A 16,586-nucleotide genomic window follows, 5' to 3' on the forward strand; every position below is an offset into this window, starting at 1 on the left:
TCAATGGCCCATCTTCACGAATCGTGGAAGATGGGGATGGAACTACCGCAGGCGGTTTTTGCTGGTGGCGCGCCGTCCAGGAGACGATTTACACCATAAGAAAGCACAGACCACATGAAAAGCCAGAACCCGTTCTTGTTATCCGCAGTCACGGCTGCCGTCCTCACGCTCGTCAACCAGACCGCCGCGCAAGCCCAGAGCGCCGTCCCCGCCGAACCTTCCACCACCAAGGAAGTCGCCGCCGAAGTCCAGCAAGTGGTCGTCACCGGCGTGGCCTCGGCGCGCGGCGTGCGCAAGGTCGACTCGGCCTTCTCGATCACCACCGCCACCGAAGAACAGCTGAAGCAAGCCTCCCCCAGCAGCACCGCCGACATCATGAAAATCGTGCCGGGCGTGTATGCGGAATCGACCGGCGGCCAGTCCGGCGCCAACATCGAGGTGCGCGGCTTCCCGTCCGGCAGCGATTCGCCGTTCGTCTCGGTGCAGCTGATGGGCAACCCGATCTTCCCGCCGCCGACGCTGTCGTTCTTCGAAGGCTCGTCGGCCTTCCGCCTGGACGACACGGTCGAGCGCGTTGAAGTGCTGCGCGGCGGCCCGTCCACCATCTGGTCCAACGCCCAGCCCGGCGCGACGATGAACTTCATCCTGAAGGAAGGCGGCGACACGTCGGAGGGCTCGGTGCGCTTCACCACCGGCACCGGCAGCCTGCGCCGCGTCGACATGTTCTACGGCGGCAAAATCAGCGACGGCTGGTACGGCTCGGTCGGCGGCTTCTACCGCAAGACCGACGGCGTGCGCGACGCCGGCTTCCCGGCCGACGACGGCCACCAGCTGACCGCCACGCTGACCCGCAAACTCGACGACGGCAAGCTGACCATGTACGTGCGCAACACCGACGACAAGAACGCCTTCTACACCGGCGTGCCGCTGATCTCCAGCAACGGCGGCCACACGATCTCGGAATTCCCCGGCTTCAATCCGCTGACCGGCACGCTGATGAGCGGCGAGATGCGCAACTTCACCATCGAAGCGGCGCCCGGCAAGACGCTCAACCGCGACCTGGCGGACGGGCGCGGCCTGAAAGCCACCGTCTTCGGCGCCGACTTCGACCAGAAGATCGGCGAGTGGAGCGTGTCGAACAAGTTCAACCGCTTCGACGGCGACCTCAACACCAACGCCATGTTCACCGGTAACAACCCGCTGTCGATGAACGACTATTTGAAGGCCGCCATCGCCTCGGCCAACGGCAACGCGGCAACGGTCGCTGCGGCCGGCGGCAAGCTGGCCACGGCCGGCACCGCCACCTATGTGCACGGCGGCGCGGTCGACGGCAACCAGCAGGTGGTGCAGGCCGGGCTGTGGTCGGTGGAAAAACAACTGAAATCGTTCACCGACGAACTGCGCGTCAGCAAGGATATCGGCCACGGCCACACGCTGACCGTGGGCGGCTACTTCGCCGACTACTCGTCGCACGACGTCTGGTACCTGGGCAACAGCCACCTGATGTCGGCCGTGCCGCAAGCCAGCCTGATCAACGTGACCCTGAACAACGGCGTGGTCGTGTCGAAGAACGGCACCGACGGCAACGTGTTCTACGCGCCGGTCGCCTCGTACGACGGCCGCAACACCGCCGGCTTCATCTCGGACGAGTGGAAGGTCAACGACCGCATCAAGGTCGACTTCGGCATGCGCCATGAACAGCAGAAGATCAGCGGCACGATCTCCAACCTGACCTCGGGCGACACCGACAACAATCCGCTGACCGTGTACAACAACGGCACCTCGATGCCGGACGGCTCCAACACCTACCTGAGCCGCACCGACAGCGCCAACTCCTTCACCATCGGCGGCAACTACAAGCTGGCCAAGGATACGGCCGTGTTCGTGCGCGCCAACCGTGGCCACACCTTTATCTCGTTCGACGACCTGCGCGGCGCCGGCAACCAGCAGAGCGCCAACGACCGCAGCATCCTGCCGACGCCGAAGGTGAGCCAATACGAAATCGGCTTCAAGACCGCGACCCAGCTGTACAGCGCCTACATCAACGCCTTCCACACGGAATTCGACGGCATCGCGTTCACGCAGATCCTGGCCGACGGCCGCGAGCTGCATTCGATCAGCGGCTCCAAGGGCAACGGCCTGGAATTCGAAGTTGCCGTGCGCCCTATCGAGAACCTGCAACTGGCCTTGACCGGCGACTACCAGAAATCGGAATACCGCGACAATCCGCAGACCGCCGGCAAAACCGTCCAGCGCCAGCCGAAGCTGCAATTCCGCTTCACGCCGACGTACCGTATTCCCTTCGGCGACGGCAACTCGGCCAAGATCTACGGCACCTACACCTCGATCGGCGAGCGCTGGGCTGACCAGGCCAACCAGCAATACCTGCCGTCCTACCGCACCATCGACGCCGGCGTGCTGTTCTCGCTGGGCGACAAGATCGAAGTGCGCCTCAGCGGCACCAACCTCAACAACGAACTGGGCCTGACCGAAGGCAATTCCCGCCTGACCGCCGGCGGCACCGGACCGATCAACGCGCGTCCGCTGTTTGGCCGCACGTGGGAAGCATCGGTGCTGTACCGCTTCTAAGCAACCTGTCCCCCTCACAGGCAAGGCGTGGTCAGCCTTGCCTTTTTTGTTTTTGTGGCCTACTCTTCAATTGATCGTACTCAATACGATTCTGCCTTACCATGCCTGGAATTCTTGCTTAGGGGTTAGATCGTGGCTTCCGTAACGTCCGTCAGTGCGCTGCAGGCATCGATTGCACAGGCCGAAAGGCAAGTGCAAACGGACCAGTCGCGCGTGAACCAGGACGCCAGCCGGCTGGAGCAAAGCCGCGTGCAGCTGACCAAGGATAAGCAGACGCTAAGCGATACCCAGCAACAAAGCGCTCAGGCATCCGCGCCGCCGCTGAAGGCGACGCCGGCCCCGAATTTGAACAACGCGATAGAAAAACCGTCCCGCGCCGAGCAAGTGCTGCCGGCCGACCTGACCGCCCCGCCCAAGCCGCAGATCAACGCCCAGGGCGAGACCATCGGCAAGCTGATCAACATCATCGCCTAAGTGGGGTCAAGTCTGACATTCGGACACGAGCTCAACCGTAAAATTGGGGTCAAGTCTGACATTCGGACACGAGCTCTGCGGTAGGCACGCGCCAGCCGCAGAGCTCGTGTCCGAATGTCAGACTTGACCCCATTGTTTCGACCCCATTGTTTTAGCTGGCGGACATTGCCGCTTCCAATGCCTTGACCTCATCCCACCAGCGGCCATCCGCCAGCGGCTGGTGGATATCGAGCGCCTTGCCGATTTCCGGCGTGGCCAGCGGCAGCCGGCGTTCCGCCGCCAGCTCGTGGATGCGGTCGAATGGGTCGTGCCAGGCGTGCAGCGACAGGTCGAAGGTGCCGTTATGGATCGGCAGCATCACCTTGCCGCGCAGGTCGATGTGGGCCTGCAGCGATTCCTCCGGCTGCATGTGCACGTCCGGCCATTGCGGATCGTAGGCGCCGGTTTCCACCATGGTCAGGTCGAACGGGCCATGGCGGCGGCCAATTTCCTTGAAACCGTCAAAATAACCGCTATCGCCGCTGAAAAACACCTTCACATCCCGATCCTCGATCACAAACGACGCCCACAGAGTCTTATTGCGGTCGCTCAGGCTGCGGCCGGAGAAGTGCTGCGCCGGCGTCGCCACCAGCCTCAGGCCCGCCACATGGGTCGATTCCCACCAGCTCAGCTGCCGAACCTTGGCGGCCGGTATGCCCCAACCGATCAAGCGGTCGCCCACGCCCAGCGGTGTGATGAAATGCTCGGTCTTGGCGGCCAGCTTGATCACGGCGGCATAGTCCAGATGGTCGTAATGGTCGTGCGACAGGATGATGCCCTTGATCGGAGGCAACTCCTCGATGCTGATCGGCGTCTGGTGGAAGCGCTGCGGCCCGGCCCACTGCACCGGCGACGCACGCTCGGAAAACACCGGATCGGTCAGCCAGAAATGGCCGTTGAGCTTGAGCAGCACCGTCGAGTGTCCCAGGCGGAACAGGCTGCGATCCGGAGCATCCAATAACTGCTGCTGCGTGATCGCATGAACGGGAATGGCCTGGCGCGGCACGGTGTCCTTGGGTTTGTCGAAGGCGAAGCGCAGCATGATGCCCAGCGACTGGATGAAGCCCATCTTGTGCATCTTGACCGGATTGCGGAACTTGCCGTCCCGCGTGCGCGGTGCGCTGGGCACGGACAAGCCGTCGAGGTCGGATTCGGCGATAGCGGATTGATAAGCCATGATGGGCAACTCCAAGGATTGAGAATGTACACTACACAGTGTAGTTCTTATCTTTTAAAAAGTAAACTAGTCGGTGTAAAATAAAGCCATGAACATGCCCCTCAAACTGACCGACCGCAAACGCCAGGCCATCGTCGAAGCCGCCATCGCGGAATTCCGCGTCAGCGGTTTCGAATCGACCAGCATGGACAAGATCGCCGCCACCGCAGGCGTGTCCAAGCGCACGGTGTACAACCACTTCCCCAGTAAAGACGAACTGTTCGCGCAGATATTGCATGAGTTGTGGAATAGTTCGATGGCGCAGGAGCACCAGCCCTACGACCCGGCCGTGCCGATGCGCGAGCAATTACTGGCTTTGCTGTGGAAAAAGATGGCCATGCTCCAGGACAGCTACTTCCTGGATCTGGCGCGGGTGGCGATCGCCGAATCCATCCACTCGCCCGAACGGGCGCAGGAGATGGTGACACGGCTGAGCCGCAAGGAAGAGGAAGCAACGGCCTGGCTGCGCGCGGCCCAGGCCGACGGCAAGCTGCTCAGGGCCGACCCGGTACTGGCGCCGCAAATGCTGGGCGGCCAGTTGAAGACCTTCGCCTTCTGGCCGCAAGTGACGCTCAACCAGCCGCCGCTGGACGCGGCCACGCAGAAAAAAGTGGTCGAGGCGACCGTGGATATGTTCCTGGCCTACGCCAACTAGGCGAAGCTGACCGAGTAAATCGGCGGCAAGGTGGTGGAGATGGTCTGCCACTGCCCGCCGCCATCCTCCGACAGCCAGGCGCCGCCGGTGGTCGACCCCATCAACAGAATCTGGCCGTCGTCGCTGACGGCCAGCCCGTGGCGATACACCAAATCATAGCAATGCTGCTGCGGCAAGCCGCCGCGCCAGGCGGTGAAGGTCTTGCCACCGTCGGTGGTGCGCGTGACCGCCAGCGCCGCATGCGCGGCGTAGCGCTTGCTGTCCGCCTCGGCCGGCACGAACCACGCCGTCTCGCCGTCCGTCGGATGCACCGCCGTCACGAAACCGAAATTGGACAATGGCGCGCTGATCACCTCGGTCCAGTTGGCGCCGTTGTCCACGCTGCGCCAGATGCCGTTGTGATGCTGACACCACAGCTTGTCCGGTTCGCCCGGGCAGCGCACGATGCGGTGCGGATCCTGCACCTGCTGCGTCTCGGCCAGTTCCGGCGGCATGTAGCGGGCCACCATGCCCTTGGCGCGCATGCTCCAGCTTTCGCCGCCGTCGTTGGTCAGCCAGGCGCCGCCGCAGGAGATCCCCACCAGCACCGACTTGCTGTTGCGTGGATCGACGCAGATGCTGTGGATGCCCGGCACATCGTAGCCGCCGCCCATCCACTGTGAGCGCTCCGGCACATTCCACAGCGACTCCACCAGCTGCCAGCTGTCGCCCCGGTCGTTCGAGCGGAACAGTCCGCCCGGCAAGGTGCCGGCCCACAGCACGCCCGGCTGGTCCGGCCCGCCCGCCGCCAGCGACCAGATCTGCTTCAGCGTCCACTCCACCGGATCGGTCGAATCCTGCGGCTTGACGGGAAACGCCGGCACCGCCACCTCGGTCCACTGCTCGCTGCCCGGGTCGCGCCGGTGCAGCTTGGCGCCGAAATGGCCCAGGTTCAGCGCCGCGTACAAGGTGCCGTCGCGCCGGTCCGGCAACACCATCGTCACCGGATCGCCAAGGAAATGCTGCCGGTCCAGATGCCACGCCTCGTGCGTGCGGTAGATTTCGAACAATCCTTTGCGAGTGCCGATGTAGGCGCGGTCGGACATGTCAACCTCCAGAAAGAGCTTGCAAGATATAGACTTTGGAATGCGGCGCGAGCGTATCGTTCAATATTTTTCGCTCTCGGCTGCGCTGGCCGTCGATAAAGATGACGACATTCTCGCGCAAGTGGCCCTGCTCGTCGAGCACATAGCCGCGCAGCCGTGGATGATCGGCGAAGGCGGCATCAAGGGCGCCGCGCAGATCGGCCGCGCCGGTCTCCACCTGCGGCACTTCCATGAAGCGGGCCAGTTGCTGGGTAAAAATGAGTTGCGCCATCGTTATGCTTGTTGGTTTATTCGACGGGAATTCAGATTCTATGCCTGAATCGCATAAAATAAAACCGCATCAACTAACGGAGCGCCGCATGACGATCACACCGCAAGAGCTGGAACTGTTGATGGAGGAAGTGGAGAAGGAAGATCCGATCGATTTCGCCGACCTGCCGTTCGACGAGCACGACCTGCGCGGCCTGATCTCCAACCACCTGTGCGAGATGGCCGAGGCGATGGAAAGCTTCAGCGAGGAGGACAAGCACCTGACGCTGCTGGCCGTGGCGGCCAAGCTGGTGCTGGAGAACATGGTGCTGAACATCCAGCTGATGCGGCGCCACGGCGTGCCGCTCAGCGAATCGACCGACGCGCTGCTAAGCCGCCTGCGCAAACGCGGCGACGACCCGCCCGGCTAAGCCGTACGCGATCGCCTCATGTTGATACCATTTTCTGCTACCATTAACTCATGAAGCGCAAGCACCAACGCACACTTGAGCATGTGTTTTCCCATCCAACGTCCGCGAATGTTCGTTGGACGGATATTGAAGCTCTGTTCGTCGAATTGGGTGGCCACATTGAGGAGCGAGAAGGCTCACGGGTCTTGGTACGCCTGTTCGGCGAGAGGCGCGTGTTCCATCGACCGCATCCCGAACCTGCGACGGACAAAGGTGCGCTTGCGTCCATACGGAAATGGTTCGAAGATCACGGAGTTAAACCATGAGCATGCAGAACACAATGACAATTGACGGCCACCAAGCGGTGATCACATTCGACCCGGAAATTCAAATGTTCCGGGGCGAGTTTCTTGGTCTGAATGGAGGGGCCGATTTTTACGCGAAGGATGTCAAAGGCTTGCAGCGGGAGGGGAAAATTTCGCTAAATGTCTTTCTGGAAGCGTGCGCCGAAGACGGCGTCGAACCACGAAAGAGTTTTTCGGGGAAATTCTCGCTGCGTGTTGCACCTGCGATCCACGAGGCGGCAGCTGTTGCCGCCGCCGCGCATGGGAAGAGCCTCAATCAATGGGCGGAAGACGTACTACGTAAAGCAACTCTAGCTTGATGCTTGAAGTAATACGATCGGTATGTGCTCTGCAACAGGTGTCAGAGCAAGTCAAGTGGCGTCGGCCGCTTCCGGCCAGAAACGGTCATACCTCAGATTGCTCTCAAGCGACCTAACATTGGCTTTTCCAGATCTAGAGGATCAACGCAGGCTCTGCATCGTACGCCTGTCTCAGTAGAGACATGAATTGGTGGGATTCCGAAATAGGAGCTGCGCCCATCGCGGTGACGGGGACACCGGGTGTCCATGAATTCATGACTGCAGCGCCGGACAGGCCCGCTAGATCGCTTGGTCTGATATCTCGACTCTGTTGTTCAATTCCCATCCGTGTCAGCTGTCTTTGAACAATGCCCATCATAGTTCCGATAAGGATGTCGGCGCGGGGCCAGACAACGGACTGGCCATTCCATAAAACAAGGTTCCAGATCGTCGCCTCGCTCAAGCGTTCATTTCGGTCGATAAACACCGCATCATCGAAGCCATGTTCGACGGCTTTGTGCAAATAATATGTCTTAGCTCCTTCCCCAACATGCTTGATACTAGCCAGTGATCTTTCGTGTTCAACGACTGCAAGGCGCAGCGGACCTACGGGGCCATTGGAAGGTGGCGAAGTGCGGACTAGGACTGATGGCGGCATCCCCCTGCCGGCCGCAGTGAATTCACCATGTGTCGAATAAATCGTCGCAGTTAGTGACATGCTCGGAGGGCCTGCGTCAATGGCCCGCCGCAGACTTTGGAGAATTTGTTCATCGGGAATCGCGGCTCCAAACAGCTCAACGGACGCATCGCGTAGCCTCCTAAGGTGTAGATCGATGCCCTTCACCCTGCGCTCGCGTACCTGCATTGCGGTAAAATGTGCGAAACCCGAAAATGCAAACGGTATCAGTTCAGAGTCGTGCACAGGCGTGCCGTTAATAATCGTCGGGTAAGGGTGTGTTTGGACAGACATATTTTGCTCCAGTTGCCATTGAGGAGCAGACAGTATCGAGTCTGACAGTGCTGTCAGAGTCAAGGATAAAATGAAAATCGGCGAGCTATCCCTGCGCTGCGAGGTAAGTGTTCGCATGCTCCGCTATTACGAGGCGCAAGGCCTCTTGAAGCCACGGCGGACGGCGAGTGGCTACCGTGACTTTAGTGACGTTGACGTGCAAACAGTCGAGCGCATCAAGCTGCTAGGTTCCGGCGGGATGACTCTCGCCATGATCAGGCAGTTCGCACCATGCGTACGGGGGGATGCCCCCATCTTTGAACCATGCGATGAGTTACGCGCTGCACTGCATGATTACCTGCGTTTAATCGATCATAAAGCCGAGGAGCTGCGTAGAACCCGAAACATACTCGAGAAGTTTATGCGCGCTGTGGAGTTATAGGAAAACTTGACAGGCGCGCCAGTAGTTCACCTCCGCTTACGCGGAATGTCTGCAAAGGGGCGGTTGCTATCGGTCACAGCACATCGTGCGTCAGGTCAAGCGGACTTGGAGGCGGCGGGCGCCACGATCACCAGATCGGTTTCGGCGATGGCCACGCAAGGCAGGATATAGCCCTCGCGCTTTTCGTCCGCGCTTAGGCCCGGCCACTCGATCAGATAGCGCACCGTGCCGCTGGTGCTCAGGCAGATACAAGTGCGGCAGGTGCCGTTGCGGCAGGAGCTGGGCAGGCGCACGCCGGCACGCTCCGCGCTTTGCAGCACCGTCGCCGGCGCCGGCGCGTCGAAGGTCCATCCCTGCCCCGCCAGCGTTACCCGTACCGCCTTGTCCATGCTGCTTCCCGAAATGCCGTGTCAAACCAGCATGATAAACCGTCAGGCCAGCAGTTTGAGCTTCGGCTTCACCGGGCCGCGCGGCGCGGCGGCGGGACGCCGCACCACCACTCCGCCGCGCAGCTTGAACACCGCCATCGCCTGCGACACGCAACGCGTCTGCTGCGCCAGGTTGCCGGCGGCGGCCGCGGCCTGCTCCACCAGCGCCGCGTTCTGCTGCGTGATGTCGTCGATCTGTATCACCGCCTGGTTGACCTGCACGATGCCGTCGCTCTGCTCGCGCGTCGCGTTCGAAATCTCCTCCACCACGCGCGACACCCGATCCACCGATTCGATCACCTGGCTCATCGTCACACCAGCACTGCTGGTCAGCGCGGCGCCGGCCTGCACCTTCTCGATCGACTGGTCGATCAGGATCTTGATGTCCTTGGCCGCCGTCGCCGAACGCTGCGCCAGGTTGCGCACCTCGCTGGCCACCACGGCGAAGCCGCGTCCCTGCTCGCCGGCGCGCGCCGCCTCCACCGCCGCGTTCAGCGCCAGGATATTGGTCTGGAAGGCGATGCCCTCGATCAGGCCAATAATGTCGAGCACCTTGTTCGACGACGCGCTGATGTCGCCCATCGTCGTCACCACCTGCGACACGATGCTGCCGCCCTGCGCCGCCACAGCGGACGCCCGCTCCGCCAGCTCATTGGCGTTGGCGGCGTTGCTGGCGCTCTGCTGGACGGTCGACGTCAACTCCTCCATGCTGGCCGCCGTCTGCTGCAGGCTCGATGCCTGCGACTCGGTGCGCCCCGACAGGTCCATATTCCCGTCCGCGATTTCACCGGTGGCCAGCGAGATCTGGTCGAAGTTGGCGCGCACGTCGCCGATGATGCTGTGCAGGTTGACATTGGTCTGCCGCAGCGCCGCCAGCAACTGCCCGACCTCGTCGTCGCGCTGGATATCGAAGGCCGCCGTCAGGTCGCCGCCGGCCATCATGCGCGCCGCCCGCGTGGCCTGGCGCAGCGGCAGCGCCACGTTCAGGTACAGGCTGCGGCCGAACCACGCCATGCCCAGCATCGCCATCAACGCCAGCGCGCCCATCCAGCCGCGCGCCGCGACGATGCCCGCGTCGCTCATGCCCAGCAGGGCAAAGGCCAGCAAGGCCAGCACGCCGCCGGTCAGCAGCGTCGCCACGCCGATCTGGCGCGCCAGCGACATGTTCAGCAAACCCGCCAGCCGCGCCACCACGCCGGTCGATACCGCCCGCCCGTTGACGATGCGTAGCCGGCGCGGATTGCCCGCCTTGAACTGACGATACACCTCGTCCGCCTCGCGCACCTGCTCGCGACTGGGCTTGGTCCGCACGGACAGGTAGCCGATCGGCTTGCCCTGCTCGATCACCGGCGTCACGTTCGCCAGCACCCAGTAGTAATCGCCGTTCTTGCAGCGGTTCTTCACCAAACCGGTCCACGGCATGCCCGCCTTGATCGTCCGCCACAAATCGGCGAACGCCTCGACCGGCATGTCCGGGTGGCGCACGATATTCTGCGGCGCGCCGATCAGCTCCTGCTCGGTGAAGCCGCTGACCTCGATGAAATAAGGATTGGCGTAGTTGATATTGCCCTGCAAATCCGTGCTGGAGACGATGGTCTTGCCGTCTTCCATCAGGTATTCGTTTTGGGTGATTGGACTATTGGTTCGCATGGCCATTCCTTTTTTATCGACGGAAGGGGCGTGCCGGGGTCGGGGGAGCGCCATTGGCCAATAGCCAATGGATCCAGAATACGGGAATATCCCTGCGACAAAATCACCAATTGTCGCGGGGAATTTTTACTGCCGGTTTTAATGGTCGAATTTTGACCTGTATCAAATTTTATAAATGCAAATACAACAAATGTCAGTCCGGCTTGAAGTTTTGCCCCAGGGACATTGGCTTATTCAACAATATTGCTTGCGGATTTCGGCAAATGATGACAAGCACCACGATCGTGGCGAGATAGGGCAGCATCGACAGGAACTCCGACGGAATATCCAGCCCCATGCCCTGCCCGTGGAACTGCAGCACCGTCACGCCGCCGAACAGATAGGCGCCCACCATCACGCCGCGCGGCTTCCACGTCGCGAACACCACCTGCGCCAGCGCGATCCAGCCGCGTCCCGCCGTCATGCCCTCGACCCACATCGGCGTCAGCGCCAATGACAGGTAGGCGCCGCCCAAACCGGCCATGGCGCCGCCGAACAGCACCGTGCCGTAGCGCAGGCCGATCACCGGAAAGCCGATCGCATGCGCGCTGTGCGGCGACTCGCCCACCGCGCGTATCACCAGCCCAAGCCGCGTGCGCGCCAGCACCCAGCCCACCAACAGCACCAGCGCCACCGAGCCGTACACCATCGCGTCGAAGCGGAACAGCAGCGGCCCAACGAACGGCAAATCGGACAGCAGTGGAAAATGCAGATGCGGCATCGGCTCCACCGTCTGCCCGACCAGCCCGCGCCCCATGAAGGCCGACAGCCCGATGCCGAACAAGGTCAGCGCCAGTCCGGTGGCCACCTGGTTGGTCTGCAGCGTCAGCACCAGGAAGCCGAAGATCAGCGACATCAGCATGCCGGCCACCATCGCGGCCAACAAGCCAAGCCACATCTGCCCCGTGCCCAGCGTGACGCCGAAGCCCACCACGGCGCCCACCAGCATCATGCCCTCCATGCCCAGATTGAGCACGCCGGAACGCTCGGTCACCAGCTCGCCCATCGAGGCCACCACCAGCGGCGTGGCGGCGCCCGCCGTGCTGGCGAGGAAGGCGATTAACAGTTCGGTGCTGATCATGCGGTTTCTCCAACGGTGACAGGCAGGTGCCGCGCGCGCGGCTTGAAGCGGTAGTGGATGAACAGGTCGGCGGCCAGCAGGTAAAACAGCAGCAGGCCCTGGAACATGCCGGTGATCGCCGACGGCACCTGCAGCTCGATCTGCGCCGTCTCGCCGCCGATGTACAGCAGCGACATCAACAACGCCGACAGCACCACGCCCAGCGGATGCAGGCGCCCGACATACGCGACGATGATGGCCGCGAAGCCGTAGCCCGCCGACACCGACGGCTGCATCTGCCCCAGCGGCCCGGCCACCTCGCCCACGCCGGCGATGCCGGACAAGGCGCCGCTGACCATGAAGGCCAGCCACACGTTGCGCGGTTCGCTGAAACCTGCGTACAGCGCGGCGGCAGGCGCCATGCCGCTCACCTGCATGCGGTAGCCGGCGAAGGTGTGCTTGCAGAAGAACCAGGCCGCAACAGCCGCCAGCAGCGACAGGATGAAGGCCGCGTTCACCCGCAGGCCCTCCACCAGCAGCGGCAAGGTGGCCGAGTCGCTGAACATCTTCGACTGCGGGAAGTTGAAGCCGGCCGGATCGCGCATCGGCCCGTGCACCAGGTAGCTCAGCAAGTGATACGACACGTACACCAGCATCAGGCTCACGAGGATCTCGCTGGTGTTGAAGCGCGTGCGCAGCAGCGCGGGAATGGCGGCCCACAGCATGCCGCCCAGCGCGCCGGCGACGAGCATCAGCGGCAGCACCCACCACGCCTGCACCTCGTCGAAATACAGCGCCACCGCGCCGGCGGCGATCGCGCCCACCGTCAGCTGGCCGTCGGCGCCGATGTTGGCGACGTTGGCGCGGAAGCCGATCGCCAGGCCCACGCCGCACAGGATCAGCGGCGTGGCCTTCAGCAGCAGCTCGCCCACGCCGTACAGCGTGGTCCACGGCTTGATGAAGTAGACGTAGAAGGCATGCAGCGGCTCCTGTCCGAGGAAGAAGAACAGCGCGGAGCCGGTCAGCAGCATGGCCGCCGCCGCGATCAGCGGCGACGCCAGCATCATCGAACGCGAAGGTTCCGGGCGTTGTTCAAGCCGCGACATGTTCTGCTCCCTGGTAGTCGAAATCGCCGCTCATCCACACGCCGATCTGGTTGATGCTGGTGCCGCCCGCCGGCACCGCCTTCGACAAGCGCCCGTCCGCCAGCACGGCGATGCGGTCGCTCATCATGAACAATTCGTCCAGCTCCTCCGACAGCACCAGCACCGCCACGCCCTGGTCGCGCATGTCGATGATGGCCTGCCGTATCAGCATGGCGGCGCCGATGTCCACGCCCCACGTGGGCTGCGCGAACACCATCACCTTCGGCGCCAGCGCGATCTCGCGGCCGACGATGAACTTCTGCAGGTTGCCGCCCGAAAGGCTGGCCGCCGCCGACTGCTCGCTGCCGCACTTGACGTTGAAGCGCTCGATCACCTTGCGCGCGAACGCGCGCACCGCGCCGCGCTGTATCAGCCCGCGCTTGACCATGCCGGTGTTGGCCGCCGGCAGATAGCCGGTCAGCAGCGCGTTGTCGGCCAGCGACAGGTCGGGCGCGGCGCCGCGTCCCAGCCGCTCCTCGGGCACGAAGCCAAGCCCCAGCTGGCGCCGTTGCGCGGCATCGAGCCTGCCCACGTCGCGCCCGCACAGGCGGACCGCGCCGCTGCCGGCGGCCAGCGCGCGCTCGCCGGAGATGGCCTTCAACAGTTCCTGCTGGCCGTTGCCGGAGATGCCGGCGATGCCGACGATCTCGCCGCTGCGCAGCTCCAGGCTCACGTCCTTGAGCCGCGTGCCGAACGGGTCGTCGCTGCGCACATTGAGCTTGTCGAGCGCCAGCAGCACCTCGCCCGGTTCGCGCGGCTTGTGCACGCACACCGGCAGCTCGCGGCCGATCATCAGCTCCGCCAGCGACTTCGCGCTTTCCTCCTTCGGGTTGGCTGTGCCGGACACGCGCCCGCCGCGCAGCACGGTGGCCTTGTCGCACAGCGACTGGATCTCATCGAGCTTGTGACTGATATACAGGATGCTGACGCCTTCGGAGGCCAGGCGCCGCAGCGATTCGAACAGCTTGAGCACGGCGTCCGGCGTCAGCACCGAGGTCGGCTCGTCCATGATCAGCAGGCGCGGCGACTGCAGCAGGCAGCGCACGATCTCCACCCGCTGCCGCTCGCCCACCGACATGCTGTGCACCAGCCGTTGCGGATCGAGCGGCAGGCCGTATTGTTCGGAGACTTCGCGGATGCGCGGCGCCAGCGCGGCCGGGGCGATCTTCTCGTCCAGCGCCAGCGCGATGTTCTCGGCCACGGTCAGCGTCTCGAACAACGCGAAGTGCTGGAACACCATGCCGATGCCCAGCTTGCGCGCGTCGTGCGGCGAGTGGATGTCGACCTGCTTCCCCTCCCACATGATCTGGCCTTCATCGGGCTTGGTCACGCCGTAGATGATCTTCATCAGCGTGCTTTTTCCGGCGCCGTTCTCGCCCAGCACCGCGTGGATCTCGCCCGGCATGACGGTCAGGTCGACCGCGGCGTTGGCCACCACGGAAGGGTAAATCTTGGAGATGCCCAGCATCTTCAGGCGCGGCTCTGTCATCGGCGCTTCCCTCATCGTATACAAATTGAATACAAAAACAGACGCAATTAGCATGCCACACGCGATCCGCCGTAAACGCTCTGTTTTGGACCGGAGAGTGCACTAAATATGACACAGTTTTTCACCAAAAATGTGCGCGACGCTCAAAAATGAGGACAAAACAAAGTATTTTCGTACACAATACAAGACAGCTTCAACGCAGCTTTGTACACGATGTAGTTAGCATGGTTCCTGCTTTATGCAGTGTGAGCACCACCCTCACGGAGAATCGATCGATGCCATTACAAGGCAAACGCAAACCACGCAAGGCCGCCACCGCGGCCGCCGTTGCGGAAGCGCCTGCCGCCATCAAGCGCGGGACCACCGCCGTCGACCTGCGCATCTACCGCGCGGTCGTCAATGCCGTCATGAGCCACCGCCTGCCACCCGGCACCCACCTGGGCGAAGCCGATTTCTGCGAGCTGTATCAGGTCAGCCGCACCACCGTGCGCAAGGCGCTGCAACGGCTGGCGCACGACCACATCATCGAGCTGCGGCCCAATCGCGGCGCGGTGATCGCCTCGCCCACGCCGGAGGAAGCGCGCGACATCTTCGCCGCCCGCCGCGCCATCGAGCGCGAGATCGTGCCGCTGGTGATACGCAACGCCACACCCGCCTCGCTCAAGCAGATCCGCGCCGCGCTGCACGCCGAGGACCAGGCCCGCCGCACCGGCGACCGCGCCGGCTGGATACGATTGGGCGGCGAGTTCCACATCCTGCTGGCGGAGCTGGCCGGCAACCAGGTGCTGCAGCGCTTCATGGCGGAGCTGGTGTCGCGCTGCTCGCTGATCATCGCGCTGTACGAGGCGCCCGGCGCCACCATGTGCGAGAACGATGAGCACCAGGACCTGGCCACGCTGATCGAGCAGCGCAAGGTCAAGGAAGCCGTCCATTTGATCGAGCACCACCTGCTGGAAATCGAAGCGCGCCTACACCTGCATGAGCAGGACAAGAAAGTGAACCTGGCCGAGGCGCTGTCCGGGTACTAGCGGTATGGCCCGGGAATTGCTAGAGATGTCGATGAGATTGAATCCAATCACAAAAACGAATTGGATACAAAAGAAGTTATTACAAACCGTGTCGTTCCTTATCTCACTGAATGGAGTTCCATGATGTCCCGTCTCGCCTCCCGCACCGCCTTTGCCCTTCTCGCCTGCTGCGCCTGCGCCGCCCACGCCGCCGACTGGAGCGACACCTCGCTCAGCTACCGTTACGGCACCAAGTTCGCCGAACCGTTCAACGACAAGGACATCACCAAGAACATCGTCAACCTGAGCAGCGTCTCCGGCTACAAGTATGGCAAGAACTTCTTCAGCGTCGACTTCCTGATGTCGTCGGAAGTGGACCCGTCGTCGGCCGGCGCCAAGAGCGGCGCGCATGAAGCCTACGCGTTGTACCGCCACACGCTGGACCTGGGCAAAGTCACCGGCAACAGCTGGGCCTTCGGTCCGGTGCGCGGCGTCGGCGCCACGGCGGGCTTCGATTTCAACAGCAAGACCGACGCCGGCTACAACTCCAAGAAGCGCATGGTCGTCGCCGGCCCGACGCTGATGATGGACGTGCCGGGCTTCCTCGACGTCAGCCTGCTCGCCCTGTGGGAGAGCAACGCGCCGTACAACACCTTCACCGGCGCCGCGACTCCGCGCTACGCCTACAAGACCCACCCGATGCTGACCGCCGCATGGGGCATCCCGTTCAACATCGGTATCCCGCTGTCGTTCGAAGGCTTCGCCAACTTCATCGGCACCAAGGGCAAGAATGAATTCGGCGGCGACACCGCGCGCGAGACCAACATCGACATGCAGATCATGTACGACATGAGCGCCGTGGTGAGCGCGCCGAAGAACACCTTCAAGGTCGGCGTCGAGTACCAGTTCTGGAAAAACAAGTTCGGCAACCCGGACACCAACAACCCGGGCGCAACGGCCAAGACGCCGATGGTCCGCGCCGAATACCACTTCTAAACCCTGCCCATCAAAGGAAAC

18 protein-coding genes are annotated in these 16,586 nt (G+C 62.9%); 9 read left to right on the top strand and 9 right to left on the bottom strand.

The features are described 5' to 3' along the window. Nucleotides 1-114: 114 nt before the first annotated feature. Complete coding sequence (locus HUX88_RS08115; RefSeq protein WP_176361432.1) at nt 115-2,589, top strand: TonB-dependent receptor; 2,475 nt, start codon at nt 115-117, stop codon at nt 2,587-2,589. A 132-nt stretch (nt 2,590-2,721) separates the two neighbouring features. Continuing rightward, on the top strand, nt 2,722-3,063 hold the full coding sequence (locus HUX88_RS08120; protein ID WP_117012556.1) for a hypothetical protein: 342 nt from the start codon (nt 2,722-2,724) through the stop codon (nt 3,061-3,063). Between the two features lie 151 nt (nt 3,064-3,214). Here HUX88_RS08120 and HUX88_RS08125 read toward each other — a convergent pair whose 3' ends face one another. Next, entirely contained in the window at nt 3,215-4,279 is a 1,065-nt protein-coding gene (locus HUX88_RS08125; protein WP_176361434.1) for an MBL fold metallo-hydrolase, read from the bottom strand. Nucleotides 4,280-4,367: 88 nt separating this feature from the next. On the opposite strand from HUX88_RS08125, the gene HUX88_RS08130 reads away from it, so the two are divergent. Next, nucleotides 4,368-4,973 (top strand): TetR/AcrR family transcriptional regulator, encoded by a 606-nt coding sequence (locus HUX88_RS08130; RefSeq protein WP_176361435.1) that lies wholly within the window; start codon nt 4,368-4,370, stop codon nt 4,971-4,973. Here the strand turns inward: HUX88_RS08130 and HUX88_RS08135 are convergent. Together HUX88_RS08135 and HUX88_RS08140 are read right to left on the bottom strand one after the other, a co-directional pair. Further along, nucleotides 4,970-6,058 carry an exo-alpha-sialidase gene (locus HUX88_RS08135; protein WP_176361436.1) on the bottom strand — a complete coding sequence of 363 codons (1,089 nt, stop codon included), beginning with the start codon at nt 6,056-6,058 and terminating at the stop codon, nt 4,970-4,972. The genes HUX88_RS08130 and HUX88_RS08135 overlap by 4 nt on opposite strands. 1 nt (nt 6,059) lies before the next feature. Beyond that, nucleotides 6,060-6,329, bottom strand: a complete 270-nt coding sequence (locus tag HUX88_RS08140) for a MoaD/ThiS family protein (protein WP_176361437.1) — start codon at nt 6,327-6,329, stop codon at nt 6,060-6,062. Nucleotides 6,330-6,417: 88 nt separating this feature from the next. Here HUX88_RS08140 and HUX88_RS08145 point away from each other — a divergent pair, with 88 nt between their 5' ends. From HUX88_RS08145 to HUX88_RS08155, 3 genes are read left to right on the top strand one after another with little or no spacing between them, the layout of a single operon-like run. Then, nucleotides 6,418-6,738: a hypothetical protein gene (locus tag HUX88_RS08145; protein ID WP_028819641.1), complete on the top strand. Its 321-nt coding sequence runs from the start codon at nt 6,418-6,420 to the stop codon at nt 6,736-6,738. A 50-nt stretch (nt 6,739-6,788) separates the two neighbouring features. After that, nucleotides 6,789-7,043 (top strand): type II toxin-antitoxin system HicA family toxin, encoded by a 255-nt coding sequence (locus HUX88_RS08150; RefSeq protein ID WP_161096320.1) that lies wholly within the window; start codon nt 6,789-6,791, stop codon nt 7,041-7,043. 2 nt (nt 7,044-7,045) lie between these two features. Further along, the gene (locus HUX88_RS08155) at nt 7,046-7,381 is read left to right on the top strand and encodes a type II toxin-antitoxin system HicB family antitoxin (RefSeq protein WP_176361616.1); all 336 of its coding nucleotides are present in this window, start codon (nt 7,046-7,048) and stop codon (nt 7,379-7,381) included. 133 nt (nt 7,382-7,514) lie between these two features. Here the strand turns inward: HUX88_RS08155 and HUX88_RS08160 are convergent, their stop codons facing one another. Continuing rightward, on the bottom strand, nt 7,515-8,447 hold the full coding sequence (locus tag HUX88_RS08160; protein WP_308937116.1) for an aminotransferase class IV family protein: 933 nt from the start codon (nt 8,445-8,447) through the stop codon (nt 7,515-7,517). On the opposite strand from HUX88_RS08160, the gene HUX88_RS33245 reads away from it, so the two are divergent. After that, complete coding sequence (locus HUX88_RS33245; RefSeq protein ID WP_373886764.1) at nt 8,446-8,751, top strand: MerR family transcriptional regulator; 306 nt, start codon at nt 8,446-8,448, stop codon at nt 8,749-8,751. The genes HUX88_RS08160 and HUX88_RS33245 overlap by 2 nt on opposite strands. A gap of 95 nt (nt 8,752-8,846) precedes the next feature. Here HUX88_RS33245 and HUX88_RS08170 read toward each other — a convergent pair whose 3' ends face one another. From HUX88_RS08170 to HUX88_RS08190, 5 genes are all read right to left on the bottom strand, one after another. Continuing rightward, the gene (locus HUX88_RS08170) at nt 8,847-9,140 is read right to left on the bottom strand and encodes a 2Fe-2S iron-sulfur cluster binding domain-containing protein (protein WP_176361440.1); all 294 of its coding nucleotides are present in this window, start codon (nt 9,138-9,140) and stop codon (nt 8,847-8,849) included. A gap of 42 nt (nt 9,141-9,182) precedes the next feature. Continuing rightward, complete coding sequence (locus HUX88_RS08175; RefSeq protein WP_117012769.1) at nt 9,183-10,829, bottom strand: PAS domain-containing methyl-accepting chemotaxis protein; 1,647 nt, start codon at nt 10,827-10,829, stop codon at nt 9,183-9,185. 193 nt (nt 10,830-11,022) lie between these two features. Next, the gene (locus HUX88_RS08180; RefSeq protein ID WP_117012548.1) at nt 11,023-11,949 is read right to left on the bottom strand and encodes an ABC transporter permease; all 927 of its coding nucleotides are present in this window, start codon (nt 11,947-11,949) and stop codon (nt 11,023-11,025) included. Further along, nucleotides 11,946-13,034 (bottom strand): ABC transporter permease, encoded by a 1,089-nt coding sequence (locus HUX88_RS08185; protein WP_175048134.1) that lies wholly within the window; start codon nt 13,032-13,034, stop codon nt 11,946-11,948. Before HUX88_RS08185 ends, HUX88_RS08180 begins: the two co-directional genes overlap by 4 nt. After that, nucleotides 13,021-14,562, bottom strand: a complete 1,542-nt coding sequence (locus HUX88_RS08190; protein ID WP_176361441.1) for an ABC transporter ATP-binding protein — start codon at nt 14,560-14,562, stop codon at nt 13,021-13,023. Before HUX88_RS08190 ends, HUX88_RS08185 begins: the two co-directional genes overlap by 14 nt. Before the next feature lie 275 nt (nt 14,563-14,837). On the opposite strand from HUX88_RS08190, the gene HUX88_RS08195 reads away from it, so the two are divergent. Then, nucleotides 14,838-15,590 carry a GntR family transcriptional regulator gene (locus tag HUX88_RS08195; RefSeq protein WP_117012545.1) on the top strand — a complete coding sequence of 251 codons (753 nt, stop codon included), beginning with the start codon at nt 14,838-14,840 and terminating at the stop codon, nt 15,588-15,590. Nucleotides 15,591-15,713: 123 nt separating this feature from the next. Beyond that, nucleotides 15,714-16,565, top strand: coding sequence for an outer envelope protein (locus tag HUX88_RS08200; RefSeq protein WP_117012768.1), 852 nt, complete (start codon nt 15,714-15,716; stop codon nt 16,563-16,565). Nucleotides 16,566-16,586: the final 21 nt, after the last annotated feature.

The organism is Duganella sp. BJB1802 (assembly GCF_013369445.1).
GTDB classification, from domain to species: Bacteria; Pseudomonadota; Gammaproteobacteria; order Burkholderiales; family Burkholderiaceae_D; genus Rugamonas; species Rugamonas vulcania_A.